Annotated in this window: 28 protein-coding genes and 1 pseudogene; 10 read left to right on the forward strand and 19 right to left on the reverse strand. The window is 62.8% G+C overall.

The features are described from left to right. Positions 1–72: 72 nt before the first annotated feature. Together ACZXDY_RS24275 and ACZXDY_RS24280 are read right to left on the reverse strand one after the other, a co-directional pair. Positions 73–441 carry a nuclear transport factor 2 family protein gene (locus tag ACZXDY_RS24275; RefSeq protein ID WP_130228241.1) on the reverse strand — a complete coding sequence of 123 codons (369 nt, stop codon included), beginning with the start codon at positions 439–441 and terminating at the stop codon, positions 73–75. Continuing rightward, complete coding sequence (locus ACZXDY_RS24280; RefSeq protein WP_464347233.1) at positions 442–1,095, reverse strand: glutathione S-transferase family protein; 654 nt, start codon at positions 1,093–1,095, stop codon at positions 442–444. A 162-nt stretch (positions 1,096–1,257) separates the two neighbouring features. Here ACZXDY_RS24280 and ACZXDY_RS24285 point away from each other — a divergent pair, with 162 nt between their 5' ends. Continuing rightward, positions 1,258–2,046, forward strand: a complete 789-nt coding sequence (locus ACZXDY_RS24285; RefSeq protein ID WP_464347234.1) for an SDR family NAD(P)-dependent oxidoreductase — start codon at positions 1,258–1,260, stop codon at positions 2,044–2,046. Here ACZXDY_RS24285 and ACZXDY_RS24290 read toward each other — a convergent pair. Continuing rightward, entirely contained in the window at positions 2,043–2,612 is a 570-nt protein-coding gene (locus ACZXDY_RS24290; protein ID WP_464347235.1) for a histidine phosphatase family protein, read from the reverse strand. The genes ACZXDY_RS24285 and ACZXDY_RS24290 overlap by 4 nt on opposite strands. Positions 2,613–2,762: 150 nt before the next feature. Here ACZXDY_RS24290 and ACZXDY_RS24295 point away from each other — a divergent pair, with 150 nt between their 5' ends. After that, complete coding sequence (locus ACZXDY_RS24295; protein ID WP_028163682.1) at positions 2,763–3,200, forward strand: hypothetical protein; 438 nt, start codon at positions 2,763–2,765, stop codon at positions 3,198–3,200. Between the two features lies 1 nt (position 3,201). On the opposite strand, the gene ACZXDY_RS24300 is transcribed toward ACZXDY_RS24295, so the two are convergent. The 3 genes from ACZXDY_RS24300 to ACZXDY_RS24310 are packed head-to-tail and all read right to left on the reverse strand — an operon-like array spanning position 3,202 to position 5,294. After that, the gene (locus tag ACZXDY_RS24300) at positions 3,202–3,615 is read right to left on the reverse strand and encodes a VOC family protein (RefSeq protein WP_464347236.1); all 414 of its coding nucleotides are present in this window, start codon (positions 3,613–3,615) and stop codon (positions 3,202–3,204) included. Between the two features lie 36 nt (positions 3,616–3,651). Continuing rightward, positions 3,652–4,929 (reverse strand): RNA polymerase sigma factor, encoded by a 1,278-nt coding sequence (locus ACZXDY_RS24305; protein WP_464347237.1) that lies wholly within the window; start codon positions 4,927–4,929, stop codon positions 3,652–3,654. Then, entirely contained in the window at positions 4,926–5,294 is a 369-nt protein-coding gene (locus ACZXDY_RS24310) for a YciI family protein (RefSeq protein ID WP_464347238.1), read from the reverse strand. Before ACZXDY_RS24310 ends, ACZXDY_RS24305 begins: the two co-directional genes overlap by 4 nt. Before the next feature lie 346 nt (positions 5,295–5,640). Here ACZXDY_RS24310 and ACZXDY_RS24315 point away from each other — a divergent pair, with 346 nt between their 5' ends. Then, positions 5,641–6,606, forward strand: coding sequence for a 2-hydroxyacid dehydrogenase (locus tag ACZXDY_RS24315; RefSeq protein ID WP_464347239.1), 966 nt, complete (start codon positions 5,641–5,643; stop codon positions 6,604–6,606). 800 nt (positions 6,607–7,406) lie between these two features. Here ACZXDY_RS24315 and ACZXDY_RS24320 read toward each other — a convergent pair. Next, a complete protein-coding gene (locus tag ACZXDY_RS24320) occupies positions 7,407–7,760 on the reverse strand; it encodes a hypothetical protein (protein ID WP_464347240.1) in 354 nt (117 codons plus the stop codon). Between ACZXDY_RS24320 and ACZXDY_RS24325 the strand changes: the two genes are divergently transcribed. Further along, positions 7,759–7,944, forward strand: coding sequence for a hypothetical protein (locus tag ACZXDY_RS24325; protein ID WP_028163688.1), 186 nt, complete (start codon positions 7,759–7,761; stop codon positions 7,942–7,944). The genes ACZXDY_RS24320 and ACZXDY_RS24325 overlap by 2 nt on opposite strands. Positions 7,945–8,194: 250 nt before the next feature. On the opposite strand, the gene ACZXDY_RS24330 is transcribed toward ACZXDY_RS24325, so the two are convergent. From ACZXDY_RS24330 to ACZXDY_RS24340, 3 genes are all read right to left on the reverse strand, one after another. Further along, entirely contained in the window at positions 8,195–8,410 is a 216-nt protein-coding gene (locus tag ACZXDY_RS24330) for a hypothetical protein (RefSeq protein WP_130228232.1), read from the reverse strand. A gap of 67 nt (positions 8,411–8,477) precedes the next feature. Continuing rightward, entirely contained in the window at positions 8,478–8,723 is a 246-nt protein-coding gene (locus ACZXDY_RS24335; protein ID WP_130228231.1) for a transcriptional regulator, read from the reverse strand. 98 nt (positions 8,724–8,821) lie between these two features. Then, positions 8,822–9,031 (reverse strand): cold-shock protein, encoded by a 210-nt coding sequence (locus ACZXDY_RS24340; RefSeq protein ID WP_028163691.1) that lies wholly within the window; start codon positions 9,029–9,031, stop codon positions 8,822–8,824. Between the two features lie 531 nt (positions 9,032–9,562). On the opposite strand from ACZXDY_RS24340, the pseudogene ACZXDY_RS24345 reads away from it, so the two are divergent. From ACZXDY_RS24345 to ACZXDY_RS24355, 3 genes and pseudogenes are all read left to right on the forward strand, one after another. After that, positions 9,563–9,868 (forward strand): annotated as a pseudogene (locus ACZXDY_RS24345) (transposase); the annotation flags it as partial. Between the two features lie 458 nt (positions 9,869–10,326). Beyond that, positions 10,327–11,841 (forward strand): flavin monoamine oxidase family protein, encoded by a 1,515-nt coding sequence (locus tag ACZXDY_RS24350; RefSeq protein ID WP_464347241.1) that lies wholly within the window; start codon positions 10,327–10,329, stop codon positions 11,839–11,841. Between the two features lie 174 nt (positions 11,842–12,015). Then, complete coding sequence (locus tag ACZXDY_RS24355) at positions 12,016–13,707, forward strand: arylsulfatase (protein WP_464347242.1); 1,692 nt, start codon at positions 12,016–12,018, stop codon at positions 13,705–13,707. Positions 13,708–13,830: 123 nt separating this feature from the next. Here ACZXDY_RS24355 and ACZXDY_RS24360 read toward each other — a convergent pair whose 3' ends face one another. From ACZXDY_RS24360 to ACZXDY_RS24370, 3 genes are all read right to left on the reverse strand, one after another. Then, positions 13,831–14,778: a 5'-methylthioadenosine/S-adenosylhomocysteine nucleosidase gene (locus ACZXDY_RS24360; protein ID WP_464347243.1), complete on the reverse strand. Its 948-nt coding sequence runs from the start codon at positions 14,776–14,778 to the stop codon at positions 13,831–13,833. A gap of 85 nt (positions 14,779–14,863) precedes the next feature. Beyond that, the gene (mddA, locus tag ACZXDY_RS24365; protein ID WP_464347244.1) at positions 14,864–15,670 is read right to left on the reverse strand and encodes a methanethiol S-methyltransferase; all 807 of its coding nucleotides are present in this window, start codon (positions 15,668–15,670) and stop codon (positions 14,864–14,866) included. A gap of 163 nt (positions 15,671–15,833) precedes the next feature. Beyond that, complete coding sequence (locus tag ACZXDY_RS24370) at positions 15,834–16,499, reverse strand: TetR/AcrR family transcriptional regulator (protein ID WP_464347245.1); 666 nt, start codon at positions 16,497–16,499, stop codon at positions 15,834–15,836. 97 nt (positions 16,500–16,596) lie between these two features. Here ACZXDY_RS24370 and ACZXDY_RS24375 point away from each other — a divergent pair, with 97 nt between their 5' ends. Next, a complete protein-coding gene (locus ACZXDY_RS24375; protein ID WP_464347246.1) occupies positions 16,597–17,241 on the forward strand; it encodes a glutathione binding-like protein in 645 nt (214 codons plus the stop codon). A gap of 148 nt (positions 17,242–17,389) precedes the next feature. Here the strand turns inward: ACZXDY_RS24375 and ybgC are convergent, their stop codons facing one another. The 6 genes from ybgC to ACZXDY_RS24405 form a co-directional block, all read right to left on the reverse strand. Beyond that, on the reverse strand, positions 17,390–17,791 hold the full coding sequence (ybgC, locus tag ACZXDY_RS24380; RefSeq protein ID WP_080663688.1) for a tol-pal system-associated acyl-CoA thioesterase: 402 nt from the start codon (positions 17,789–17,791) through the stop codon (positions 17,390–17,392). 116 nt (positions 17,792–17,907) lie between these two features. Beyond that, the gene (locus tag ACZXDY_RS24385; protein WP_028163698.1) at positions 17,908–18,828 is read right to left on the reverse strand and encodes a metallophosphoesterase; all 921 of its coding nucleotides are present in this window, start codon (positions 18,826–18,828) and stop codon (positions 17,908–17,910) included. A gap of 217 nt (positions 18,829–19,045) precedes the next feature. After that, entirely contained in the window at positions 19,046–20,089 is a 1,044-nt protein-coding gene (gene ruvB / locus ACZXDY_RS24390; RefSeq protein WP_464347247.1) for a Holliday junction branch migration DNA helicase RuvB, read from the reverse strand. Positions 20,090–20,333: 244 nt separating this feature from the next. Continuing rightward, a complete protein-coding gene (ruvA, locus tag ACZXDY_RS24395; protein ID WP_028163700.1) occupies positions 20,334–20,951 on the reverse strand; it encodes a Holliday junction branch migration protein RuvA in 618 nt (205 codons plus the stop codon). Continuing rightward, positions 20,948–21,475 carry a crossover junction endodeoxyribonuclease RuvC gene (ruvC, locus tag ACZXDY_RS24400; protein WP_208828726.1) on the reverse strand — a complete coding sequence of 176 codons (528 nt, stop codon included), beginning with the start codon at positions 21,473–21,475 and terminating at the stop codon, positions 20,948–20,950. Before ruvC ends, ruvA begins: the two co-directional genes overlap by 4 nt. A 183-nt stretch (positions 21,476–21,658) precedes the next feature. Beyond that, positions 21,659–22,405 (reverse strand): YebC/PmpR family DNA-binding transcriptional regulator, encoded by a 747-nt coding sequence (locus tag ACZXDY_RS24405; RefSeq protein ID WP_028163702.1) that lies wholly within the window; start codon positions 22,403–22,405, stop codon positions 21,659–21,661. Between the two features lie 268 nt (positions 22,406–22,673). On the opposite strand from ACZXDY_RS24405, the gene ACZXDY_RS24410 reads away from it, so the two are divergent. Beyond that, positions 22,674–24,371 (forward strand): methyl-accepting chemotaxis protein, encoded by a 1,698-nt coding sequence (locus ACZXDY_RS24410; protein ID WP_464347248.1) that lies wholly within the window; start codon positions 22,674–22,676, stop codon positions 24,369–24,371. A 265-nt stretch (positions 24,372–24,636) separates the two neighbouring features. Beyond that, positions 24,637–25,101, forward strand: a complete 465-nt coding sequence (locus tag ACZXDY_RS24415; RefSeq protein ID WP_464347249.1) for a (2Fe-2S)-binding protein — start codon at positions 24,637–24,639, stop codon at positions 25,099–25,101. The last annotated feature ends 8 nt before the right edge of the window (positions 25,102–25,109 follow it).

Genomic DNA, 25,109 nt, shown 5'->3' on the forward strand with positions numbered 1-25,109 from the left:
TCCACCGTCGAGGTCTTCAACATCCGCTACTTCGGATGCCGTCTACCCGAAAACCGAATTGGTTCTCAGGCTCTACGCGCCCTGCTTGACGAATTTGCCATCCTGATAGGTGGCGCCGAAATAGACGTCGATGCGCTTCACCTTGTCGCCGTCGAAGGCAAAGAACTCGGTATTGCGGAAGCTGTTTCCGTCCTTCGCCACGCAGCGATAGGTCACGAAGGCCTCGTCGCCTTTGACGAAGATCCGTTCCAGCTCATGGCTCGCGATCCAATCGCTATCGCGCCAGCAGCGGGCGAAATAGGTCAGCTTGTCCAGATTGTCGTCATAGGGGCTGGTGAAACGGAAGTCGTCGGTGAAGGCCGCCTCGACGCGCTGGCGGTCGTTCGCCAGATAGGCGGCGAAGATCGCGCGGATGATCCCGGCTTTGTCGGTGGATGGCATTCAGCTCTCCTTCGGCACCATCTTGAAATAGGGCTCGGCCTCCTGCATCACTCGCGCGAAGGACGGACGCGCTTTTAGGCGCTCGAAATAAGCGCGCAGATTCTCGTGCTCGTCGCCGAACGGCACCATCATGTTGCCGTAGAACAAGGACGGCGCGGCGGCGCAATCAGCAAGCGTGAACGCCTCGCCCGCCGCCCAGCCGCCGGGCGCCAACTGCTCGTCGATGATGCGGTAGGAGGCGAGCAGCTGCGCCCTCGCCTCCTCGACGCCAAACGGATCCTTGCTGTCGGCGGGCCGCAGCCGGTCGCCGACGATCTTCTGCATCGGCAGGTGCAGATAGAGATCATAGAAGCGTTCACGCAGCCTGGTCTGCCAGGCGAGATCGGCCTCAGCCGGAATGAACTTGGTGCGGCCGGGATAATGGCGGTCGAGATAGTCGATGATGATGCTGGATTCCGGCACGACCTGGTTCCGCGCATGGTCCTGCAGCACCGGAAATCGCCCGATCGGCGACAGTTTCAACAGCGCCGCGCGCTCGGCCGGATTGGAAAGATCGACCGGATTGGGCGCGAACGGGACGTCGTTCTCATAGAGGGCGATGAGCACCTTCCAGCAGAACGACGACAGCGGGTGATAGTGCAGCGTCAGCGACATGGAAACTCCTGTTGCCGGCGGCCGGATGTGCCGCCACAGGGAAGACGAAGCAGTGCTCAGGGCGCCCGACATCGCCGACGGATTTATTTCGCGGCCGCAGACCTTGCTTTCGCCAGGTAGACGGCGCAACAGGAACCGATATCGGAAAACGTTGGAACATCCATGACTTCATCTTCGCAGAAGGTCGCGCTCGTCACCGGAGCGGCGCGCGGCATCGGGCTTGCCACCGCCAGGCGATTCCTCGCCGAGGGCTGGCGCGTAGCGCTCCTGGATATCGAGCGCGAATTGCTGAACGAGGCGGTCGCGAGCCTCAAACAGGCCGAAAACACGCTGGCGCTGCCTTGCGACGTCTCCGATGCCGCTGCTGTCGCTGCGGCGGTTGCCGCGGTGGAAAAACGCTTCGGCCGGCTCGATGCGCTCGTCAACAATGCCGGGGTTGCGGTGTTCGCGCCGCTGCTCGATACCTCGGACGCCGACTGGAGCCGGATCCTGGCGGTGAACCTCACCGGACCGTTCCTTTGCGCCAAGGCAGCCGCGCCGCTGATGCGCGAGCATGGCGGCGGCGCCATCGTCAATATCACCTCGATCTCGGCGGTGCGCGCTTCGACGCTGCGCTCGGCCTACGGCACCAGCAAAGCAGGGCTTGCGCATCTGACCAAGCAACTCGCGGTCGAGCTCGCCTCGCTCGGCATCCGTGTCAATGCGGTGGCGCCTGGCCCGGTCGACACCGCGATGGCGAAAGCGGTGCATTCGGCCGCCATCCGCGCCGATTATCACGACGCGATCCCGCTCAACCGCTACGGCCTCGAGGAGGAACTGGCGGAAGCGATCTTCTTCCTCAGCTCCGACCGCGCAAGCTACATCACCGGGCAGATCCTCGCCGTCGATGGCGGCTTCGATGCCGCCGGCATCGGATTGCCGACGCTGCGCGGACAAGGGCGGAACGGCTAGGGCCGCCGGTTGACCGCGATGACGCGCCAGCCATTGGCCAGGCGATCGATCCGGGTGAGCGACAGCGGATCGATCACGAACCGCAAGGCGTTCTCAGCCTGTAGGTCAAGCGCGATTGCGAGCACCGCGCGGATCGTGCCGGAGTGCACGACCAGCACGGCATCGCCCGCCGGCAACGTCGCCAGACCCTGCCTCGCGCGCGCGATCTGATCGACGAAGCTTTCGCCGCCGGGCGGCCGGTTGCTCGCCGGCGATCGCCAGAACGCGTGATAGGCATCGCCGAGCTCAGTCACGAGATCGTTGTGACGCCGCCCGGTCCAGGCGCCGAAATCCTGTTCACGAAAGGCGGCGTTCTCGACCGCTGCGAGCCCGAGCGCGGCCGCGGTCTCCCGCGTGCGACGCGCCGGGCTGCAGGCCGCGAACGCGCCTTGCGGCAGCCTTGCCTTCAGCGCGGCAAGCGCCGCTTCGTCACCGAGGTCGGCCGGCGCGTCCGGGCCATGGATGACCCCTTTCGGCCCATCGACGGGCGCGTGCCGGATCAGCCACAGATTGGTTTCGATGTTCATCTTGAAGCCTGGGCCAGCCTTGCGGCGAGCAGCATCATGCGAAGGAATCGCATGTAGTTCGATAGTCTAGACGAAGCTGCATGACAAAATCTTGCCGCATGCGACGCCGCTAAATATGCGAGGAGAACGAGGAGATCGGGGAGCAAGCGGATGTCAAGGGCGGTGATCAAGGCGGCTTTGATCGCAGCGGCGCTGCTCGGAGCAAGTTCGTTCGCGCGCGCCGAGGTCCGCATCCTGGCAAGCCCGGGCGGACAAGTCGAGCCTTTCATCGAATTGTTCGCGCGCGTGCGCGCCTCCGGCGAGCGCGTGGTGATCGACGGGCCCTGCCTGTCGGCCTGCACACTGGTGCTCTCGATGGTTCCGAACAATCGCATCTGCGTGACGCGGCGCGCCGTGCTCGGCTTCCATGCCGCGCGTTCGGTCGACAGGAGCGGGCGTTTCTATGCCGAGCCGGAGGCCTCCGAGGCGGTGCTCGAGGCCTATCCGGCGCCGGTGCGCGGCTGGATCGTAAGCCACGGCGGATTGACGTCGCGGCTTCTGCTGTTGCGCGGGCGCGACCTCTCGGCGATCTATCCGCGGTGCCGATAGGTCACATTCCTTCGGCGGGGCAGTTCACCATCCAGGGGATGCCGAACTGATCAACGCACATGCCAAAGCCCTTGGCCCAGAAGGTCGGCGTGAAGGCCATGGTCACGGTGCCGCCTTCCGCGAGCGCCTTGAATTTGCGTTCGCCGTCGGCGGGGTCTTCCACGGTGAGAGAGACCGCAAAACCCTGCGGCTTATGGAAATATTCCGGCGGCGAATCGGAGGCCATGATGATCTCGCCGTCGATCGTGATCTTGGCGTGCATGATCTTCTTCTTCCAGTCCGGCGCGACCGGCATCGATTCCGGCGCCTGCTCATGGGTGAGCATCGCCTCGATCTTCGCGCCGAGCACCTTCTCATAGTATTTCAGCGCCGCTTCGCAATTGCCGCTGTAGAACAGATAGGGATTGACCTGCATGGCTTGCTCCTTGGGTTTGAGGGCAGTAGCGGAAAACTATCTCTTTGAAGATTTGGCGCCGCGCGGCTGGCTGTCGCGGATCAGGCGGTCGAGATGCATGCGGATGTGAGCGGCCTCCGCGGTCGTGTTGGCAAGCGCGATGGCGCGGTCGAAGGCGACGCGGGCCTCGTCATTGCGGCCGAGCTGCATCAGGAAGGCGCCGCGGACGCCGTAGAAGTGGAAATAATTCTGCAGCCGCTGGGCAAGCGGATCGATCATCTCGAGCGCCGCTTCCGGCCCGCGTACCTTCGAGACCGCCACCGCGCGGTTCAGCGTCACCACAGGCGAGGGCTGCATGATCTCGAGCGCGCCGTAGAGCAGATCGATCTGCCTCCAGTCGGTGTCTTCGGGCTTCTCCGCGCGCGCATGCAGTGCCGAGATCGCGGCCTGCACCTGGTAGGGCCCGCTGCGGCGATGGCGCATCGCCTTGTCGATCAGCGCCAGCCCCTCGGCGATAAAGGTCTGGTTCCACAGGCGGCGGTCCTGGTCCTCGAGCAGGATCACGGCACCATCCGCATCGAACCGCGCCGCGGCACGAGCGTGCTGCAACAACAACAGCGCGGTCAGCCCCATGATCTCCGGCTCGCTCTGGAACAGGCGCAGCAGCAGCCGCGCCAGCCTGATCGCTTCCTCGCAGAGCGGGCTGCGAATCTCGGCGGTGTCGCCGCTCGCCGAATAGCCCTCGTTGAAGATCAGGTAGATCATCGCCGCGACGGAAGCGAGGCGCTCGCTGCGTTCGGCCGCACCCGGCGCCTCGAACGGCACTTTCGCCTCCGCCACGCGCGCCTTGGCGCGGGTGATGCGCTGCTCCATCGCCGCTTCGCTGACGAGGAAGGCGCGCGCAATCTGCTTGACCGAAAGGCCGGAAACGATGCGCAGCGCCAGCGCGATCTGCTGCGTCGGCGGCAAATCGGGATGGCAGCAGATGAACAGCAGCCGCAGGATATCGTCGCGATAATGCGAGCCGTCGAGCCGTTCGGCGAGTGCGTCCTCGGCGTCGTCGAGATCGGAGATCGCCTGGTCGTCGTCCGGTAGCGCCTCCTGCTTGCGGCTGCGCCTGATATCGTCGATCCCGACATTGCGGCCGACCATGATCAGCCACGCCGCGGGATCGCGCGGCGGGCCGTTCTGCGGCCAGCTCTTCAGCGCGCGCAGGCAGGCGTTCTGGTACGCCTCCTCCGCCCGGTCGAGATCGCGGAAATAGCGGAGCAGCGCGCCGACCGCCTGGGGTCGCGCCGAAGTCAGCGCGGCGTCGATCCAGGCGGTATCGGTCACGGCTGAACACTCCCCGGGTTGAAAACCCCGACGGGCCTGATCTCATAGGCGCCGCCCGGATTGGCCGCGCCGAGGTCGCGCGCGACGTCGAGCGCCTCGTCGAGATTCGTGCAGTCGACGACATAGAAGCCGAGCAGCTGCTCCTTGGTCTCGGCAAAAGGACCGTCCAGCACCAGCGGCGGATCGTCCTTGCGCAGCGTGGTCGCCGCCGTGGTCGGCAACAGCCGCGCCACCGGCCCAAGCCGGCCCTGCTGGGCGAGCTTTTCCTGCACGACGGATAGTTTCTTCATGACGGCCGCGTCCTGTTCCTTGGTCCAGGAACCGACCATGTCCTCGTCGTGATAGCAAAGGATGGCATACAGCATGCGTCAGGCATCTCCGTTGTGTTGAAGACGAACGATTATGCCCGCAGCCGACAACACTTAGAAGAAATTTTGAGAAGGGGTGAGTTCCGCGCCACGCCGTCATTGCGAGCGAAGCGAAGCAATCCATCTCCCCGCTTGTGGAGGCATGGATTGTTTCGCTCCGCTCGCAATGACGCCGGGCGGCAGCTTCCGCATCACCAGTAGATTCCGTATTTCTCGGCAATACGTCACGCCAGCTATGGGCGTGGGCTTTCTCAAAGTCTCCCCTTGATCGGTGGCAGGAGACTATGCGACCGATTTGATTCGTTATGTGATGCTGGTCACGTTGTTGGCGAGGGGTGCAGGAATGACGAAAGGCGCGCTGGCGTTGCTGGTACATGGCGGCACCGAAAACTGGTCGCCGGTACGGTGGAAAGCCCGGTTCGACGAGGTCTGCCGTAACAGGCGCGTGCTGCTGTTACCCGATGCGGGCGCCGATCCCGCTGATGTGCACTACGCCGCGGTCTGGAAGCCGCGCCCGGGCGAACTTGCGGCGTTTCCGAATTTGCGCGTGATCTTCAATCTCGGCGCCGGCGTCGACGCGCTGATGGCGGATGCCTCGTTGCCCAACGTGCCGCTGGTCCGCGTCGCGGTGTCCGATCTCACCGGCCGGATGACGGAATATGTGACGCTGCATGTGCTGATGCATCACCGCCAGGAACTGTACTTGCGCCAGTCGCAGCGCGAGAAACGCTGGGCGCCTCGGCATCAATGGGCAGCGGGCGCGATCACGGTCGGCATCATGGGAATGGGCACGCTGGGGGCCGACGCGGCGCAGATGCTGCGGGCGATCGGCTTCCGCGTGGTTGGCTGGAGCCGCAGCGCGAAGCAGATCGAGGGCATCGAATGCTTTGCCGGGACAGAACAGCTCGGCGCCTTCCTGCAACAGACCAACATCCTGGTCTGCCTGCTGCCGCTGACGCCGGACACGCGGCACGTGCTCAACCGCGAGGTCTTTGCCCAGTTGAATCGCAACAGCCCGATGGGCGCGCCGGTCCTAATCAATGCCGGCCGCGGCGGATTGCAGGATGAGGTCGACATTTTGCGCGCGCTCGACGACGGCACACTCGGCGCCGCCTCGCTCGACGTCTTCGAGACCGAACCGCTGCCACCGGACAGCCCGTTCTGGAGCCATCCGAAGGTGGTGCTGACGCCGCACAATGCGGCCGACACCGATCCGGACGAGATCTCGAAATATGTCGCGCGGCAGATCGAGCGTTTTGAGGCCGGCGGCGCGCTGGAGCACGTGGTCGACCGCAGGCGGGGGTATTAGCGCAACTGTCGCGCCGGGCTTCAGTTATTCAAGAACGTAGGTGTCGCGAGAAGCGTCGCTTTCGGAGGGAAAGCTGACGTGCTGCGACCCTGACAACATCGATGCCTTTGACCCCTTCCGGACATTTGAGGGCTGGCAATCGTGGCTCGAGGAGCGCATAAAACCTCAATGACTGGGACTCGTCATCGAGGGTGCACGTGCGGCGCTGTTTATAATCGCTCCGAAGCCATGGCTGAGAGCCGTGAGATCGGCAGCTTCGAATGTGCCGTTTGCGGAGCAACGATGGAGACGTGGAATACGGCGTGGGTTCCGAAATATCGCCTGATCGCAGGTCCGGTGAGGCCGCCTGAAAAATAGAACGACCGAGCGCGAGCGCCTTTAGGAACCGGGTTAACATACGATCGTTGATCGCTCGGTTAGCCTTGCTGACGATTGGTCACAATGACGCGGTATTAGCCGTGAGCGAAGCCACATTGCGCAGATCGTCCAAAGCAGTCGATGCATTGGGAAAGTAGGGCCGCCTCAGTTACCAGCCCTCGTTCACTTCGTTGAATGTCAACTTCCGGCTCCAAGGCGCCCGTAATGGACGACCTTGAGTCTGGGGCGTCATCATCTTGCGCAAGGGATAGCTCCCGCTTCCCTGTTCAGTCGGAACCCATCGGGAGGACTGCTCGTTGGTTTTCTGATTGTGCCGAGGCGCGGGCCGCCACGGCCACTCTGTTAGCAAACTGAAAGGTCCGATGAGAAAACCGGTAAGCCGTTCCACCCAAGCTCAGGTTGCAGGCTTTAGTCCTTCGGAATCATTGCTGAGGGCCATCGTAGCATGGATAGATGAGCAGGAAGACAAGCCTGGCTTGTCCGAGGCGATAAGCCGCCTGGTGCAACTGGGACTTACGTCGCACGCCGATCAGGATCGCCAGAAGCAGAGCGCTCGCAAAATGGCTGGCGACACGATCGATAGCATGGGCGACACAACGACGACGGCAGATGATCGGGCGGTGCGCAAGCGTGATCTGCTCGACGGCCCCAAGGAGTTCGATCGCGTGCGAATTGATCGCCCCAAGCGTAGTAAGCCGACCCGACGATAAGCCGAGCACCTCGAAGGCGCTGACATTGGGCGACTGAAGATCACCAGAAACAAGGAGGAGACGCATGAGACAGCATTCCCCATCGGATGCAGCCAATGAGGCGAATAATCTGTTCAAGCAGACCGAAAACAAAGTGATCACTGAGTACGAAAAGGCCGAACAGGCGTTCCATGCAAATCGGGAGCGGCTGAAAGCTGAACGGTTGGCCAGGGAAGCGGAGCGAAGAAGTCAGCTCGACAGGGCGCCCTAGATGTCTCTAATTTGATGACGAGTCGCTTGCCGCAGACGAAGAAGGCCTGGGGTTGACCAGTCAAAGGGCCGCGGGGCAGTGTGTTGCCGATATCGAAGGAGCTTGAAACGTTTACGGTTATCGATAGCTTGCCACGGAAGCGCGGGACGAACGAAGCCTCGTCTCCAGAGCGACATTGGTCTGCGAAAGAGTCCAGGCATTCAATTGAGATCGCGAAAAGCGCTCTTGCAAACCTGGTCCGGCTTGACAACTAGAGCATCGAAAGTACGACAATCCCGTCTTCGAGCTCGCCTGAAGCAAGACGCGCCCGCGCCATACGCTCGAATTCTGTTCGATGCTTCTGCAGATAGCTGAAGGCCTGCTTCTGCGTGCTGAATGTCGTCGCCAACCGGCACATTTGTCGATTTGCGCCGAACGCGAGAAAGAAGGTGATCGTCCCGCCGCCGTCCGACCTGGCTCTACGCACGACCCGCGCTCTCTGGCATGTGATCGGCCCTCCCAATTTTTTCGCCGTTGGCCCTGGTTGCAGGTCGCTAAATCCGCGGCTTCCTTGGGCGCTTCTTCGGCGCAGGCACTGGAGGCAAAGCTACTCGAAGGGCTGCGTCAGCTGCTTCCTTGGCCTCACGCGTCTCTCGAAGTCGCGCCATGTTCGTGCGAACTTCGATCGCATGCCTTTCGACGTCTGCCAATGCCCGCGCCCCCTCTTCAGCGGCCAGGCGCTTGCGATAGGAACGCGCAATGCCTTCGGGGGATGGCTCTGTCGGCTTCTTCGCGCTCATCACTCACCGGGCTCCACAACGGACAAAACCCGCTCAATCCGAGGATCGAGCGGGCAGAGGGTCCGTTTCAGTACATCCGTGAAACGGCGCCGACGATATCAAGCCAGCGAGAGGTTCTCAGCGCTGACCTTGCCTCGCATCTTGTCGGTCTTGATCTCGAAATTGACCTTCTGACCCTCGCCGAGTCCGGAAAGGCCAGCCCGTTCAACAGCGCTGATGTGAACGAACACATCGTTGCCACCGTCGTTCGGTTGGATGAAACCAAAGCCTTTTTGGCCATTGAACCACTTAACAATACCTGTAGTCATTTTCTTCTCCAAAGCGCGCAAGCGCATGCCGCGCGACAACCGCGCGGTTATCTTCAACTTCGTCGATGTCTTTGGAAAAGGAGCCCGCAGGCGCATTCAACAAGGCACAGCGGCTAATCGAACAACTCCAATATACATCACTTTTCGGAATTTGCAAGGAGGGAAGCCAACTTGTTCGCCCAGCCAATTCTGGTGCTCCGATCAGAGAGGCTTTGAGTGAGTCTGTAGGCCTGCAAGAATAGACTTCCTTGATTGACAGTGGTCAACGAGAGTGGTGACGTTGATGTCACCAAGCTGCATCGCTGTTGCAAGCAGATCAGCACGTCGACTCCGGTGACGAATGTCGCCGCCGCCATTCTCAAAATCGCAATGAAGCTCCTGCGCATTTGACTGCCTGCACGGAAGTGTCGCATTCGCAGCCACAAGCAAGGAGATTCAATTGCAGGTACTCGTCACAGACAACAATGTTGATGGCGGTCTCGGCGAGCGGGAGCGGCCCTGGGATCTCCCCTGCGATCAAAGACGCTAGGCTGCGCGATTAAGAGCCAATGCACGCCGTCAAAGGAGCGCCGCATCACGCGCTGGGAGCATGAGCATGTGGTCGAGGAGGTCCAGAGACGGCTCGATTCCAATCCTGACGCCATGCGGACGCGGCGCGAGACGGTCGAGCATCCCTTCGGCACGATCAAAGCCCGTATGGGTGCGACCCACTTCCTGATGAAGCACCTACGGAATGTAGCCGCTGAGATGGCGCTGCATGTTCTCGCCTATAACCTCACACGGATGATGAACATCGTCGGCAAACCGAGCCTGATTGCAGCCATCCGCGCTGCCTGAAGGTCGGAGAGTGCGTCCAAAAGCGCAATACCACGTCGCATACCCACTTTAGCCGTCATTGGACGATCCGACGCGAGAACAGCGGCCGCCTGCAATGATTGGCGACTACGGCCGCATGCCGACCTATCCGTTTGGACACAACCAAGACCCTTAGCGGACCTCAATACTGGAGTCGCCGAAGTCCGCGTCCAAACGTAGAGCGAACCAGTGTTCACGCGTTGCTACCAGCACAGCTATGGGTCGTAAGCTCGCGCCAGATCTTCCCCGCTCACTACGGAAATAGTTCTACGCATCGAAGTTCGGTTACGGTTGAAACATTGCATCTTTCCTGAACTCAGCGGACTGACCAAGTCTCTGGTGAAGATCAATGTGACTTGCGTTCTACCTCGGCTCCCAGGCCACTCCTTATCAGGGGCCGCGCAGCATCGTAATCGTTCGACTTGACAGGAATAACCCCAATGAGCGGCAACGATCGATTTCGATCTACCGAAGATACCCTAGACACGGCTATCGTCGGCGCCGGGGTTGGCGGCCTCTACACCGCGTGGCGCCTGCTCGGTTGCGGCCAGCCTCCCGGCGGCATGGCGGTGTTCGAGGCATCCGCGCGCGTCGGCGGTCGCCTGCTCAGCGTGACCATGCCGGGGACCACCGGCATCGCCGCAGAATTCGGCGCGATGCGCTTTCTTTCCAGTCACGCGCTCATCACCTCGCTCGCGGCAAAATTCGGTCTCGGGATTCGCGAGTTCACCACGGGCAACTCGGAGAGCATCTTCTATTCCCGGGGCAAGCAGTGGCGTGCCGGCGACATCGCAAAGAAGCAACCCCTCCCCTACGGGCTGCGCCCGGACGAACTCTATCTCGATCCGTTCGAATTGATCGTCAAAGCCGTCCGACGGGTGATGCCTTCCATGAAGCACCTGTCGCCCGACGAGTGGGCGAAGATGCAAGAGTCGCTCACCCTCGACGGCTTTCCGCTGATCGACTGGGGCTTCAGCAATCTGCTCGGCCGATTTCTATCCGATGAGGCGCTTCAGTTCATCGAGATGGGAATTGGCTACAGTGCAGTCGTAAGCAACTGGAATGCCGCCGACGCATTGTCGTTGGTGATCGAGTATACCGGCAGCCCGACCGAGAAAACTCTGGTGGACGGCATGCAGGCCTTGCCGAACGCGCTTGCGGCCGCCGTCATGCGCGAAGGCAGCACCATTCATCATCAGCATAGGTTGGTATCACTGCGCACTCCGGCCCAGACAGGCGATGGTCTGCACGAACTCGTCTTCACGACGCCTGACGGACCGCGCGCCTTTCGTGCGCGTCGTGTCGTACTTGCGCTGCCGCGCCGGGCGATCGAGATCATCGACGACTGCGCTGTGTTGAAAGAGCCACCCATCGCAGCTCTGCTTGCAACCGTGACGCCGCGCCCGCTTGGCAAGGTCTTTCTCGCTCATGAGCAGCCCTGGTGGCGTCCGCTCGGTCTGACCAGCGGACGGGCGACCACCGACCTGCCGATCCGACAGATCTATTATTTCGGCACCGAGCCCGACCGGCCGGCAGGCGCGACAGGCCACCTGACCATGGGCTATTTCGATCGTCCGCAGCTCGATTACTGGGCTGGCTTGCGGCGCCTGGAACAGCCGGGCGCCAGCGGATTCACCATGCTCGATCCTGACGGCCCCGTGGCGACAGAAGTCCGTCGCCAGATCGGCGTCGTGCACGGGCTCGATCAGCCCGTGGCAGCGCCGCTGTCAGTCGGCTTCATGAACTGGGAAGAAGATCCGTACGGCGGCGCCTGGCACACCTGGAATCAGGGCGTGAAGAGCTGGGAAATCATGAAGAAAATCGCATCTCCGGTGCCCGGAACGGCGCTGCACATCGTCAGCGAGGCATGGTCGACCAAGCAGGGATGGGTTGAGGGAGCGCTGGAGACTGCGGACGCCGTGGTGGGCACCATGACGCGCATACCTGCAAACTGAGGCCCTCCCTCTCTCGGGATGCGATCTGCCGGAAGTGCATAGTCGCGGTCAGGCCACCTTTAATAGGCTGAAGAGCAAGTGGCGGAAGGCTCGCTCGGATGCGCTCGCTGCAGGGTGCGCTCCGAGAAGCGCTTGGTATTGCAATCGGCAACAGTTCGAGGAAGGGAACAGATCATGAGTATCCGAAAGACCGTTTGGATCGGCGTACTCGCGCTGTTCGCTGCCGTGCTGGCGGCGACCGCACCACCGGCGGCCGCACAGCAGCAACGGCCGCCGAACATTCTTGTCATCATGGGAGACGATATTGGCTGGTTCAACATCGGCGCGTACCACCGCGGAATGATGTCCGGCAAGACGCCAAACCTCGACAAGCTGGCGTCCGAAGGCATGATGTTCACCGACTACTACGCCGAAGCGAGCTGCACGGCAGGACGCGCCAACTTCATCACCGGCGAGTTACCGATCCGCACGGGGCTAACGACCGTCGGTCAGGCTGGCGCCGATGTTGGCATCCCGGACCAGGCCGTGACACTGGCCACCGCGCTCAAGTCGCTCGGCTACGCAACGGGGCAGTTCGGCAAGAACCACCTCGGCGATCTCAACAAATATCTGCCGACAGTGCACGGCTTCGACGAATTCTTCGGATATCTATATCACCTTGACGCGATGTCTGATCCGTACTGGTACTCGTTCCCCGCCAACCAGGACTACTACAACAAGTATGGCCCGCGCAGCCTGATCCACAGCTACGCGACGGACACGGACGACCCCACCGAGATGCCGCGCTGGGGCAAGATCGGCAAGCAAAGGATCGTCGACGAGGGGCCGCTGCCGCCGTTCCCCGACATGTCGAACGTGCCGAATATGCATGATCTGCCATTCCTGAAGGCGAAGTACGACATGACCACCATCGACGAGGAGTTGGTCAAGGCGTCCAGTGACTTCATGGATAAGGCCAAGCGCGACGGCAAACCCTTCTTCATCTGGCACAACCCGACTCGCATGCACGTCTGGACATTCCTGTCGAAGAAGTACAGCGCGATGCAGAACCACGACACGAACTACGGTCTCGAGGAAGCCGGCATGGCCCAACTCGACGACAGCGTCGGCGCCCTGCTCAAGCATATCGATGACATCGGCGAAACCAACAACACCATCGTCATCTTCACGACGGACAATGGCGCCGAGGTATTCACCTGGCCGGACGGCGGCATGACCCCGTTCAAGGCCACCAAGGGGACGAGCTATGAAGGCGGCTTCCGCGTGCCGGCCATCATTCGCTGGCCGGGACGCGTCAAGCCGGGCTCGGTCGAGAATGGAATCTTCTCTGGGCTCGATTGGTTCCCGACACTAACCGCTGCGGCGGGCAACCCGAACATTACCGACCAGCTCCTTAAGGGCGTGACGCTGGAAGGCCGCAGCTACAAGAACCACCTCGACGGTTACAATCAGATGGATCTGCTGACGGGCAGCGGTCCCTCCGTTCGCCATGAGATATTCTATTTCGCCGGTCCGCATCTCGGTGCGCTTCGCCACGACAACTTCAAGTTTCAGTTCTTCCAGCAGCCTTATGGGTGGCCGGGAGAAAAAGACACCACCGACATGCCAACCATGGTCAACATCCGCCAAGACCCGTTTGAGCGGACGCCGTCAATCCGCGGCGAAAGCCTGAACAACATGGGCGGAGGTTATATGAATGATTTCATGGCCCGCGAATTCTGGCGCTTCGTGCTTGTTCAGCAAGAGGTTGCCAGATTGGCGCAAACGGCCATCGACTTTCCTCCAATGCAGGCGCCGGCGAGCTTCAACCTTGAGGCCGTCAAACGGGAAGTCGAGCAAGCCATCAAGGCACATCACGGGCAGTAGTTGGCTCTATCGTTCAACACGCGGGCGCTCTTCCGAGAGCGCCCGACACGATGAGACCGCGAGCACATCTCGTGCATGGTTGGGAAGCGCCCGCATTCCTGCCTGCGCAGCTACAGGTCTATGTTACTTGCTTCCTTCGCTGGAGCGGTTTTCGGGAGACTCTTGAGCTGGGAGAGCGCGGAGAAATGCTTTGACCACCGCGGCGGCGTTGTCCGACGCCAGGTGTTCGAGCTCATTCTCCGTGTTTCCGCCGGCATCGCCGCCGGCCAGATCCGACAGGCCGCGGAAGGCTATAAAGGGGATATGGTTCGAATAGGCGACATGGGCGACTGGCGCACTTTCATTGTCAACCAGGCTCGCCTTGAAAGTATCGCAAATCCACTTGCGGAATTCGGCATTGTCAACGAACGCCGGACCGGAGACGCCGGCACCTCCGACGACGACACGGGGACGTGTGGTTCCGCAGACATCCCGATTAAGACAGGCCTTCAGCTCGACTTTCGGCGCGACCGAACGTGCAATCTCCAGCATGGTCGGATCGACGTCAAACCAGAACCGCTTTTCCGGCTCGCGCTCACCCGGATGAGCAATTCCGACCGCGCGGGGGAAAATCATGCCGTAGTTCGGCAGCGTCTTGCCGAGCCAGTTCGGTATCGACCAGCGGGCTCCGTCTTGCCGGGCAAACACAGATTCGAGATATTCAGACCAGCGATCGGCCACGACGACATCTCCTGGCGAAAGACTGGGGTTGATGCCGCCGGCAATTCCGGAGAAGACGATGCGCCTGATCTTGAAATGATCAATCGCGCCCTGCGTGGTCATGGCGGCGTTGACCATTGACACGCCGCTGAGGAAAAGAACGACGTCTTTGCCTTCGAGGCGACCCGCGATGTAGGTCACGTCAGCTATGATCTCCGTCCGGGTCGCGTTCATTGCATTTTTGAGCGCGAGCCATTCGGGGGTATAGGCCGAAATGATCGCGATCCGCGGCGTGGGGTCGACCTGCTCGGCCGCGGCTGCGCGATCCGTCAGCAGCGTCAATGAGGCCAGCAGCAGTAGCGCAAGCCACAAAGCATTCCGCCGCCGCGGCCGACTGGCGGCCGCGTTACTATCCGGTCTCGAAGAGAGTTCTTGCACGAGCGCGCTACGAACAATCTCAGCGGTCGCTCGCGTTAGGCTCCGTTGTGTAGTGATCGGCCTTGATGGAACGAGGCCAGGGCACCAGCATCGCCACTCCCTCGCGATACTGCCGATACTGATCGCCAAACAGCGCGATCAGATCGCGCTCCTCCAGGCTGGCGCCGACGAAAATGTAGGCTGTTGCGACGGCCGCGAATAGAAAGTGCCCAGCCGTCATTGTTGGCGTCGACCAGAACGCGATGATGAAGCCCAGATAGAGCGGATGGCGTACCAGTCTATACAAAAATGGAGTCTTGAAACGAGAGCCAACAGCGCTGACCGCCGGATCTGCGAACACCTGCTTCAGACCGAATAGCTCAAAGTGGTTTATCTGAAAGCTGGCGAACAGCACGATCAACCAGCCGAACAGTGCGAGCCCTGACAGGGCGATGGCAGCGGCCGGATCAGCAACACGCCAGATGATCGCTGGAATTGGGCGCCATTGCCAAGCCAGCAAGATCAGGACCAGACTGGCGAGAAGGACATACACGCTTCGCTCGATTTCATGTGGAATGAACCGGGTCCACCACTGCTTGAATGACCTGCGGGCCATCACGCTGTGTTGGAGAGCGAAGAGCGACAGCAGCAGAAGATTGATGATCACCGCCTCGAGCGTTGGCGTAGCGGGCCCTTGGTCGATGTCTTTCGGCACGACGGCACCGAAGACGAAGCCGATCATATAGAGAATCGTGCCGAGGAAGGTTGCGTAGGCAATCAGACCGAAACAGATTGAGGAAATTCGGGCCATTTTTTCACCTTTCAGAGAGGGAGATGTTTTGATCATCTCGCACCGCTCGCATCGCATGGCGAAGGATGGAGGGATGAGGTGACGGCGCTATTTCATTCCTGATTTAAACGATTGCAGACGTAATATTAGTCGTCGCACACCCCAGTCTGTTCAAAAAGGCATTGCGCCGGGCATCGCGAATTAGTCGGACTATGCCGCGCTAGCGGCACACCACCTCGATGGCGCCGTTGACGAGGGCTTCCAATTCCTCGCGCGAGACGCGGGCGCGGGCGCGGAGCGCGATGGTGTGCAGGGTGGCGGAAGCAAGCCGCCCGAGCGTGGCGATGTCGGCGGTTGCCGATAGCTCGCCCTTCTCCTTGGCGCGGCGGAAGCACGAGGCAAAAGCCTTGTCGAGCTCGACGAAGCCTTCGAGCGCCAAGGCGCGGATTTCGGGATCGGCGACCGCATCGGAAGCCGCCGTCACTACTGTGAAGCAGCCGCGCGGGGAATCGCCGGAAAGATAGATGTCGAGCGCCACCGCATAGATCCGCGCCAATCGTTCGCGGATCGGCAACTCCTCGCGGAAGATGTCGACCATCGCGGTGCGCGCATCGTCGCGGTAGCGCTGATAGCTCTTGATGTAGAGCTCGCGCTTGTCGCCGAACGCGCCATAAAGGCTCGGCCGGTTCATGCCGGTCGCGGCGCTGAGATCGTCCAGCGAGGTCGCTGCAAAGCCGCGCTTGCGGAACAGGTCGAGCGCCTTGCCGAGGGCAACGTCGGGCTCATAGGCGCGCGGCCGGCCGCGCCGCTTCGGCTCAGCGGCGTCAGCCTTTTTGCCAGCCGACGGTTTGGCAGCAGATGGCAGCTTCTTCTTTTTTTGTACCATTTCGCAGAAAATTCCTTGACCGAAACCATATTATGCAGAACAGTACAAAAATCAACAGGAGGCCCGGCCGCCGGGCCGAACCGCCAAGGAGGCACCCATGGAGCTTTATTTCTCGCCGCTCGCCTGCTCGATGGCGACCCGCATCGCGCTGTATGAAGCGGGCGCAAGCGCCGACTATCTCGAGGTCGATCCGAGGAGCAAGGTGGTGCTGAACGACGGCTCGGATTTCACAGAGGTCAATCCGCTCGGCCTGGTGCCGACGCTGCGCGCCGATGACGGCGCGGTGCTGACCGAGAACGCCGCGATCCTGCAATACGTCGCCGACCGCTTCCCAGAGGCCAATCTCGGCAGCGGCGCCGGCATGGAGCGCAGCCGGCTGCATCAATGGCTCTGCTTCATCGGCACCGAACTGCACAAGGGCCTGTTCGTGACGCTGCTCGACAAGAAGGCGCCGCAGGACGCGAAGACCTATGTCGTGGAGAAGAACCTGTCGCGGCTCGACTATCTCGAAAACTATCTGAAGGGGCGCGACTACCTGCTCGACCATTTCAGCGTGGCGGATGCCTATCTCGTCACCGTCATCAACTGGACCATGGCGACGCCGCCGGTTGACCTCGTAAAATGGCCGACGCTGAAGGCTTATTACGAACGCCTGCGCGCGCGGCCTTCGGTGGCGAAAGCGATCGCGGAGGAGTTCGAGCTCTACAAGGCCGAAATCGCGCGCCACAAGGCTGCGGCGTGACACTACCGTCGTCCCGGACTTGAGCCGGGACCCATACCGCGGGATCTATCGGTGGGGCGATCTGGTCGACGTCGTCGCCAAACAACCGCTCCCTGCGGTTATGGGTCCCGGCGTTCGCCGGGACGACACCGAATCTGTGGCACGATCTTCACACCACATCGGCCTTCAGCAAGAGCCGCAGCGATTTCGGGATCGGCTGCGCCCTGCCCTGGCTGATGAAGGCGACGCGCACCTGCGCTTTCACCAGCACTTCCTCGCCGCGCCGCACTTCCTGCGCCAGCATGATCGAGGCGCCCTTCACGGCGACCGGCCAGGTTACGACGTCGAGCACATCGTCCATCCGCGCCGGCCGCAGGAAATCGATCTGCATCGAACGCACGACGAATGCAAAGCCCGGCGTCTCCACCTCGGTCTCGGCAAACAGCGCATGCTGCTCGGCGCCCATCAGCCGCAAATGATTGGTGCGGCCGCGCTCCATGAAGCGCAGATAGTTGGCGTGATAGACGATGCCGGAGAAATCCGTGTCCTCGTAATAGACGCGGCACTGCATGTGATGGCGGCCGTCGCGGATCTCGCCGTCGAGATGAGCTGTCACTTGCGAACCTCGATCGTCTCGCTGGGAAGATCGAGCTTTTGCGCAAAATCCGCGCCACACGCAAGCGCGTATTACGCCACGGCCGGTCCGGGCTTGCCGAGCGTCACCAGCACGATCTCCGGGGGAACGCCGATGCGGAACGGCATGATGCTGCAGCCGAGGCCGCCGGAGACGATGACGTCGCAATTGGTGCGCAGGTGGCCGTAGGCGAGCTCGACGCCCTGCCGCGGCGGCACCGCGGGCGACCAGCCGAGCACGCGGACCTGGCCGCCATGGGTATGGCCGGACAATTGCAGCGCCACGCGTGAGGGGACGCGCAGCGCGACGTCAGGCTCGTGTGCCAGCAGGATGACCGGCGCATCGTCGGTGACTTTCGCGAGCGTCGCGCCGAGATCGTCGACGCCGATACGGCGCACGGGGCGGAAACGCCGTGCCGGCATATAAGCGAGCTGATCGCCGAGGCCGGCGAGCCAGAACGGGCGGCCGGCCTTGGTCAGGCGCTTTGCATCGTTCTCATAGACCGGAATGCCGTTGGCTTCGAGCGCACGATGGGCCACCGTCAGCCCCTGACCCTCGCGCTGCACGGTCTTGTCGTCCCAGTAATCGTGGTTACCGAGGATCGCGTGCACGCCGAGCGGCGCCTTGAGGTTCGCCAGCACCGCGGCCCATTCGCTTGCCGGAATGAAGCGGGTGACATGGCGGTGGCCGGCGACGTAGTCCCCGAGCATGACGATGATGTCGGGCTCAAGTGCGTTGGTGCGCGCGACGATCGTCTCGATGCGCTCCAGCGACATCCAGGGATCGCAGGCGTGCAGGTCCGCGATCACGGCGATCTTCAGCGGGAAATCCGCCGGCCATCGCGGTGGGGTGAGATGGTATCGCGTGACGCGGAGCCGCAGGACCGGCTCGACGCCGAAGCCATAGGCCGAGGTCGACGCCGTGAGGGCGGTGAGGCCGCCGATGGATCTGAAAAATTGACGTCGTGAGAACATGGGGACAATCGGTGATGCCCCTCGTTGATGGGGTCCGATTGGAGCGGAATTGCGGTGCGTTTGTGCAGATTGTCAGGGGGTCTGCTGCACGAGGATGTGATGAGACACGTCGCCGTAGCCCGGGTGGAGCGAACGCGTAACCCGGGACTCCTGCACCAACGTTCAAGAGCGGCCCCCGGTTACGCTGGCGCGTCACCCGGGCTACGACGATCGAAGATCAATCGTCGTCGTTGCCGAACAGGCCGAATTGCGAGGGATCGCGCGTGGGCTCGGCGAGGCCGAGGTGGCGGAAGGCATGCGAGGTGAGGAGCCGGCCACGCGGCGTGCGCTGCAGGTAGCCGCACTGGATCAGGTAGGGCTCGATGATGTCCTCGATCGCATCGCGCGGCTCCGACAGGGCGGCGGCCATCGTCTCGACCCCGACCGGGCCGCCGCCATAGTTCATCGCGATGGTGCTGAGATAGCGGCGGTCCATCGCATCTAAGCCAGCGGCATCGACCTCGAGCGCGGAAAGCGCGTGGTCGGCGATGGCGCGGTCGACCGACGTGGCGTCTGCAGCCGAAGCAAAGTCGCGCACCCGGCGCAAGAGGCGGCCGGCGATGCGCGGCGTGCCGCGGGCGCGGCGGGCGATCTCATTGGCACCGTCGGGGCTCATGCCGATGTTGAGCACGCGGGCGCCGCGGGCGACGATCTTCTCCAGCTCCTGTTCGGTGTAGAAATTCAGCCGGATCGGAATCCCAAAGCGGTCGCGCAGCGGATTGGTCAGCAGGCCGGCGCGCGTGGTGGCGCCGACGAGGGTGAATTTTGAAAGCTCGATCTTCACCGAGCGCGCGGCGGGACCCTCGCCGATGATGAGGTCGAGCTGGAAATCCTCCATCGCTGGATAGAGCACCTCCTCCACGGCGGGACTCAGGCGATGGATCTCGTCGATGAAAAGGACGTCGCGCTCTTCCAGATTGGTGAGCAGCGCGGCGAGATCGCCAGCCTTTGCAATGACCGGGCCCGAAGTGGCGCGAAAGCCGACGCCGAGTTCGCGCGCGACGATCTGCGCCAGCGTGGTTTTGCCGAGACCCGGGGGGCCGACGAACAGCACGTGATCCAGCGCCTCGCCGCGCTTGCGTGCGGCCTCGATGAAGATCGAAAGGTTCTTGCGCGCCTGCGCCTGGCCGACGAAATCGGACAGCGATTGCGGACGCAGCGCGGTGTCACCGACATCATCGGCGCGACGCTCAGGGGTGACGATGCGGGAGGGCGGGTTCATGTCGTCAATTCCGTGACGATCGTAGGGTGGGCAAAGCGCGCGTCCTTCCCTTCTCCCCTTGTGGGAGAAGGTGGCGCGCATGCAATGCGCGACGGATGAGGGGTTGTCGCGGCGGGCAAGCTGCTCGCGGAAAGAAACCCCTCACCCAATCGTGTTCGTTGCCGATTCCGGTGCTGCCCTCTCCCACAAGGGGAGAGGGCACAGTAACAGGCAGTGCGAAGGCATAGTCCCGTAGGGTGAGCCATCACTTCGCCAGTTCCTTCAGGCCCAGCCGGATCAACTGCGCGGTTTCAGCCTGCTCGCCTGCGCTGCGCGAGGCGGCGGCGATGGCGGCGGCGGCTTGCGGCTGGCCATAGCCGAGATTGACCAATGCGGAGATCGCGTCCGTCACCGGCCGCGGCGCGCGCTCGTTGTCGATGGCGCCGGCGAGATGGACCACGGCGGGATCGACATTGGCAAAGGCGGGCGCCTTGTCCTTCAGCTCGCTGACGATGCGCTCGGCGACCTTCGGCCCGACGCCGGGCGTGCGCGCCACCGCGGCCTTGTCACGCAGCGCGATCGCGTTCGCGAGGTCGGAAGGCGGCAGCGTGCCGAGCACGGCGAGCGCGACCTTGGCGCCGACGCCCTGCACGGTCTGCAACAGGCGAAACCATTCGCGCTCGTTGTCGGTGCGGAAGCCGAACAGCTTGATCTGGTCCTCGCGCACATAGGTCTCGATCGAGAGCACCGCGGCCTCGCCCGGCGAGGGCAGCGCCTGCAGCGTGCGCGCGGAGCAATGCACCTGATAGCCGACGCCGCCGACATCGAGGATCACGTAATCCTCGCCATAGGAGTCGATGAGGCCTTTCAATTTGCCGATCATAGGCTGGCTACTCTCAGCCGCAATGCGGTGCTTTGGCGGTGATGGGCGTGCGTGATCGCGACCGCGAGTGCATCGGCGGCGTCGGGCGATTGCGGCTCGGCCTTGGGCAGCAGGATCTTCAGCATCACGGCGATCTGGTTCTTCTCGGCGTGTCCGGCGCCGACGACGGTTTTCTTGACCTGGTTCGGCGCATATTCGGCAACCTCGATGCCGAACATTGCAGGCGCCAGCATGGCGACGCCGCGGGCCTGACCGAGTTTCAGCGTCGCAACACCGTCCTTGTTGACAAACGTCTGCTCGACCGCGGCTTCCGCCGGTTTGAAATCGCCGAGCACGGCGGCCAGCCCCTCATGGATCGCGAGCAGCCGGCCCGACAGCGGCAGCCGTTCCGACGGCTCGATCGAGCCGCAGCCAATGAACACCAGCCGATTGCCCTCGACCTCGATCACGCCCCAGCCGGTGCGGCGGAGGCCCGGGTCGATGCCGAGAATGCGGGCGGGTTTGCGAATCGGCTGGACTGTCATGGGGTAGTGATAACCGCTGCGTTTCGAGAACGAAACACAAACGGGGAGGTCATGCACGGGGAAAGCGGTGCACCCACCTCGTCATGCCCGGGCTTGTCCCGGGCATCCACGTCCTTCAGCACGAGTGGATACGCGTGGATGGCCGGGACAAGCCCGGCCATGACGGTATCACGAGAGATGGGCTTACCCGCCCATCTTCGCGATCAGCGCGTCCGAGATCTCGAAATTGGCGAACACGTTCTGGACGTCGTCGTGGTCGTTGAGCAGATCCATCAGCTTGAGCAGCTTCTCGCCGGTCTCGTCATCGACGGCGACGGTGTTTTGTGGCTTCCAGGTCAGCGACGCCTTGCGCGGCTCGCCGAATTTCGCTTCCAGCGCCTTCGCGACCTCGCGGTAGGATTCCGGGGAGGCGTAGATCTCGTGGCCGCTTTCGCTCGACACGACGTCGTCGGCGCCGGCCTCGATCGCCGCATCCAGCATCGCATCGTCGGAGGCGGCCTTGTGGTCATATTCGATGATGCCGACCCGGTCGAACATGAAGGCGACCGAGCCGGTTTCGCCGAGATTGCCGCCGGACTTGGTGAAGTAGGAGCGGATGTCGGAGGCGGCGCGGTTGCGGTTGTCGGTCAGGGCCTCGACGATCACGGCGACGCCGCCGGGGCCATAGCCCTCGTAGCGGATCTCGTCATAGTTCTCGCCCTCATTACCGGCGGCCTTCTTGATGGCGCGCTCGATATTGTCCTTCGGCATGTTTTCCGCCCGCGCGGCAACGATCGCGGCGCGCAGCCGGGGGTTCATGGCGGGGTCGGGGGTGCCGAGCTTGGCCGCGACCGTGATTTCGCGGGCCAGCTTGCCGAACAGCTTCGACTTCTGGGCATCCTGCCGGCCCTTGCGGTGCATGATGTTCTTGAATTGGGAATGGCCGGCCATGCGAGGTCCCTTGGGAATCGTCTTTCAAAAAGGGGGTGAGGCGCGGCGTTATAGGCCTCCGACAGGCCAAAATCAAAGACTTGCGGCGTGATCTGGCATGCCGGCCGTGCCGCCTTCCGGAAAATCAGGCAGCCGTTAACCACGATTTCACCTACGGATGGGAGAATCGGACAGTCCATTTCAACTTGCAAGAGAACCCCCATGGCGGCGTTCGGTTTGTTTCGCAAGCGAGATCCGGAACCCGTGGCAGCAGCCGTCGAGCCGAAGGTTGCGACCGCAGCGGCGGCGCCGGCTGATAACCCCCTCCCCCGATACCAGTTCGGCGCAGGAGATCCTGGAACTGCTCGAACTCGAGCTCGGCGGCATGATCCGGCAACTCGAGCGTGCCGCCCAATCCGTGGCCGGCGGGGCCGAGGCAACCGCGGCGACGCTTGCGACCATCCGCGAGCGCACGGATGCGCTGACCGGCCGCACCAATGCGGCGCAGACTACGGCCGAGACCTTCTCGCAGGCGGCCGACAAGTTCACCGATTCGGCGCAGGGGATCGGCGCGCAGGTGCGCGACGCCGGCCGGCTCGCCGACGAAGCGGGCGCCGCGGCGCGCGAGGCCCGCGCCAATGTCGACCGCCTGCGCGAATCCTCCGCCGCGATCGGCAACGTCGTCAACCTGATCGCGCAGATCGCGCGGCAGACCACCCTGCTCGCCCTCAACTCGACCATCGAGGCCGCGCGTGCCGGCGCCGCCGGCAAGGGGTTCGCGGTGGTCGCGACCGAAGTGAAGGCGCTTGCGGTGCAGACCCAGGGCGCGACCGAAGAGATCACGAAGAAGATCGAGGCACTGCAGAAGGACGCCGCGGGCTCGGCCGATGCCGTGCACCGCATCGCGCAGGCGATCGAGGCGATCCGCCCGGTGTTCGCGCATGTCAGCGGCGCGGTGACCGAGCAGCATAAGACCACCGGCGAGATCGCGCAGAATGCCTCCTCCGCCTCGAGCTTCATCGTCGCGGTCGGCGACAGCGCCGCCGAGATCGATCAGGCCACCAGGGACGCCGAAGCGCATGGCAAGGACGTCGCCCAGGCCGGCCGCGCGGTGACCAGCTTTGCGCAAAAACTGAAATCGCGCTGCGCGGTGCTGCTGCGGCAGGGCGAGCGCGAAGACCCACGCAAGGGCGAGCGGCTGCCCTGCAACCTCAAGCTCGAGATGCAAGCGCGCGGCAGCGTCGTCACCGCGCCGGTCTATGAGATATCCATGGACGGCATCCTGATCTCGGGACCCGAGGCCGAACGCCTGCAACTGCACCAGAGCCTTGCCGCCACACTTCAGGATGTCGGCGCCGTCAAGATCCGGATCGCCGACAAGACCAAGGCCGGCGCGCAGGCACGCTTCGAGGCGCTGACCTTGGAGCTGCGCGAGAAGATCGAAGACAAATTGTGGGCGATCCGCGACGAGAACACCGAGTTCGTCATGCGCGCGATGGAAGCGGGCGTGGCGCTGACCAGGATTTTCGAGAACGGGATCGCGAGCGGCGCCGTCACGATCGAGGACATGTTCGACACCGACTATGTCGAGATATCCGGCACCAATCCGATGCAGTACCGCACAAAAATATTGGATTGGGCGGAGCGCGCGCTGCCGCCGTTCCAGGAGGCTTTCCTCGCCAAGGATCCGCGGATGGCGTTCTGCGCCATGATCGACCGCAACGGCTATCTGCCGGTGCACAACAAGATCTATTCGCACCCGCAGCGGCCGGGCGATGTCGCCTTCAACACCGCCAACAGCCGCAACCGCCGCATCTTCAATGACGCGGCCGGCCTCGCCGCCGGGCGCAACCAGCGCGCCTATCTGATCCAGAGCTACGCCCGCGACATGGGCAATGGCAACATGGTGATGATGCGCGAGATCGACGTGCCGGTCCGCGTACGCGGCCGGCACTGGGGCGGCTTCCGCACGGCGTATAAGCTCTGACGGCCTCTTTTCTAAGCAGTCACTGCACTGTCCGGCACTTCACGCAGTCTTTTCAAAACGCACGGTTCTTTCGCGCGGCCTTGATCGATTTTCGCCTCCATCCCCTAGAATAACGCACACGATGATGTGATGACACTCATCATCCTATGCATGGTCAGCACGAACTAGCATTGCGAAACATGTCTTCGCTTCCTAGCTCGTCGCGATGCGATACGGTTTCGTTGACGCGTCCGCTGTCCGCGGCCGCTGAATCTGGGGTATGCTTATGGCGACGACACTCACCATCAATGGCGAACAGAAATCCTTCGATGCGCCGCCCGAAATGCCGCTGCTCTGGGTGCTGCGTGACATCTTAGGCATGACCGGCACCAAGTTCGGCTGCGGCATCGCGCAGTGCGGCGCCTGCACGGTGCATATCGACGGCAAGGCGGTGCGTTCCTGCGTGCTGCCGGTGAGCGCGGTGCAGGGCCGCCCGGTGACGACCATCGAGGCGGTCGGCAATTCGCCTGCCGGCGCGAAGGTGCAGAAGGCCTGGCTCGATCTTGAAGTGATCCAATGCGGCTATTGCCAGTCGGGCCAGATCATGGCCGCAGCCGCGCTCTTGTCCGTGACGCCGAACCCGGACGATTCCGATATCGATGCGGCGATGGCCGGCAACATCTGCCGCTGCGGCACCTATGTGCGGATCCGCGAGGCCATCAAGCAGGCCGCCTCCGGACGTCAGTCGTAGGAGGCGCG

Source organism: Bradyrhizobium sp. LeoB3, assembly GCF_055456055.1.

What these genes read in the sequence shown, in the direction of transcription:
- ACZXDY_RS24275 (WP_130228241.1), bottom strand. Translation starts at nt 441, where the DNA reads ATGCCATCCACCGACAAAGCCGGGATCATCCGCGCGATCTTCGCCGCC.
- ACZXDY_RS24280 (WP_464347233.1), bottom strand. Translation starts at nt 1,095, where the DNA reads ATGTCGCTGACGCTGCACTATCACCCGCTGTCGTCGTTCTGCTGGAAG.
- ACZXDY_RS24285 (WP_464347234.1), top strand. Translation starts at nt 1,258, where the DNA reads ATGACTTCATCTTCGCAGAAGGTCGCGCTCGTCACCGGAGCGGCGCGC.
- ACZXDY_RS24290 (WP_464347235.1), bottom strand. Translation starts at nt 2,612, where the DNA reads ATGAACATCGAAACCAATCTGTGGCTGATCCGGCACGCGCCCGTCGAT.
- ACZXDY_RS24295 (WP_028163682.1), top strand. Translation starts at nt 2,763, where the DNA reads ATGTCAAGGGCGGTGATCAAGGCGGCTTTGATCGCAGCGGCGCTGCTC.
- ACZXDY_RS24300 (WP_464347236.1), bottom strand. Translation starts at nt 3,615, where the DNA reads ATGCAGGTCAATCCCTATCTGTTCTACAGCGGCAATTGCGAAGCGGCG.
- ACZXDY_RS24310 (WP_464347238.1), bottom strand. Translation starts at nt 5,294, where the DNA reads ATGCTGTATGCCATCCTTTGCTATCACGACGAGGACATGGTCGGTTCC.
- ACZXDY_RS24315 (WP_464347239.1), top strand. Translation starts at nt 5,641, where the DNA reads ATGACGAAAGGCGCGCTGGCGTTGCTGGTACATGGCGGCACCGAAAAC.
- ACZXDY_RS24325 (WP_028163688.1), top strand. Translation starts at nt 7,759, where the DNA reads ATGAGACAGCATTCCCCATCGGATGCAGCCAATGAGGCGAATAATCTG.
- ACZXDY_RS24320 (WP_464347240.1), bottom strand. Translation starts at nt 7,760, where the DNA reads ATGCGTCTCCTCCTTGTTTCTGGTGATCTTCAGTCGCCCAATGTCAGC.
- ACZXDY_RS24335 (WP_130228231.1), bottom strand. Translation starts at nt 8,723, where the DNA reads ATGAGCGCGAAGAAGCCGACAGAGCCATCCCCCGAAGGCATTGCGCGT.
- ACZXDY_RS24340 (WP_028163691.1), bottom strand. Translation starts at nt 9,031, where the DNA reads ATGACTACAGGTATTGTTAAGTGGTTCAATGGCCAAAAAGGCTTTGGT.
- ACZXDY_RS24350 (WP_464347241.1), top strand. Translation starts at nt 10,327, where the DNA reads ATGAGCGGCAACGATCGATTTCGATCTACCGAAGATACCCTAGACACG.
- ACZXDY_RS24355 (WP_464347242.1), top strand. Translation starts at nt 12,016, where the DNA reads ATGAGTATCCGAAAGACCGTTTGGATCGGCGTACTCGCGCTGTTCGCT.
- mddA (WP_464347244.1), bottom strand. Translation starts at nt 15,670, where the DNA reads ATGATCAAAACATCTCCCTCTCTGAAAGGTGAAAAAATGGCCCGAATT.
- ACZXDY_RS24370 (WP_464347245.1), bottom strand. Translation starts at nt 16,499, where the DNA reads ATGGTACAAAAAAAGAAGAAGCTGCCATCTGCTGCCAAACCGTCGGCT.
- ACZXDY_RS24375 (WP_464347246.1), top strand. Translation starts at nt 16,597, where the DNA reads ATGGAGCTTTATTTCTCGCCGCTCGCCTGCTCGATGGCGACCCGCATC.
- ybgC (WP_080663688.1), bottom strand. Translation starts at nt 17,791, where the DNA reads ATGCAGTGCCGCGTCTATTACGAGGACACGGATTTCTCCGGCATCGTC.
- ACZXDY_RS24385 (WP_028163698.1), bottom strand. Translation starts at nt 18,828, where the DNA reads ATGTTCTCACGACGTCAATTTTTCAGATCCATCGGCGGCCTCACCGCC.
- ruvB (WP_464347247.1), bottom strand. Translation starts at nt 20,089, where the DNA reads ATGAACCCGCCCTCCCGCATCGTCACCCCTGAGCGTCGCGCCGATGAT.
- ruvA (WP_028163700.1), bottom strand. Translation starts at nt 20,951, where the DNA reads ATGATCGGCAAATTGAAAGGCCTCATCGACTCCTATGGCGAGGATTAC.
- ruvC (WP_208828726.1), bottom strand. Translation starts at nt 21,475, where the DNA reads ATGACAGTCCAGCCGATTCGCAAACCCGCCCGCATTCTCGGCATCGAC.
- ACZXDY_RS24405 (WP_028163702.1), bottom strand. Translation starts at nt 22,405, where the DNA reads ATGGCCGGCCATTCCCAATTCAAGAACATCATGCACCGCAAGGGCCGG.
- ACZXDY_RS24415 (WP_464347249.1), top strand. Translation starts at nt 24,637, where the DNA reads ATGGCGACGACACTCACCATCAATGGCGAACAGAAATCCTTCGATGCG.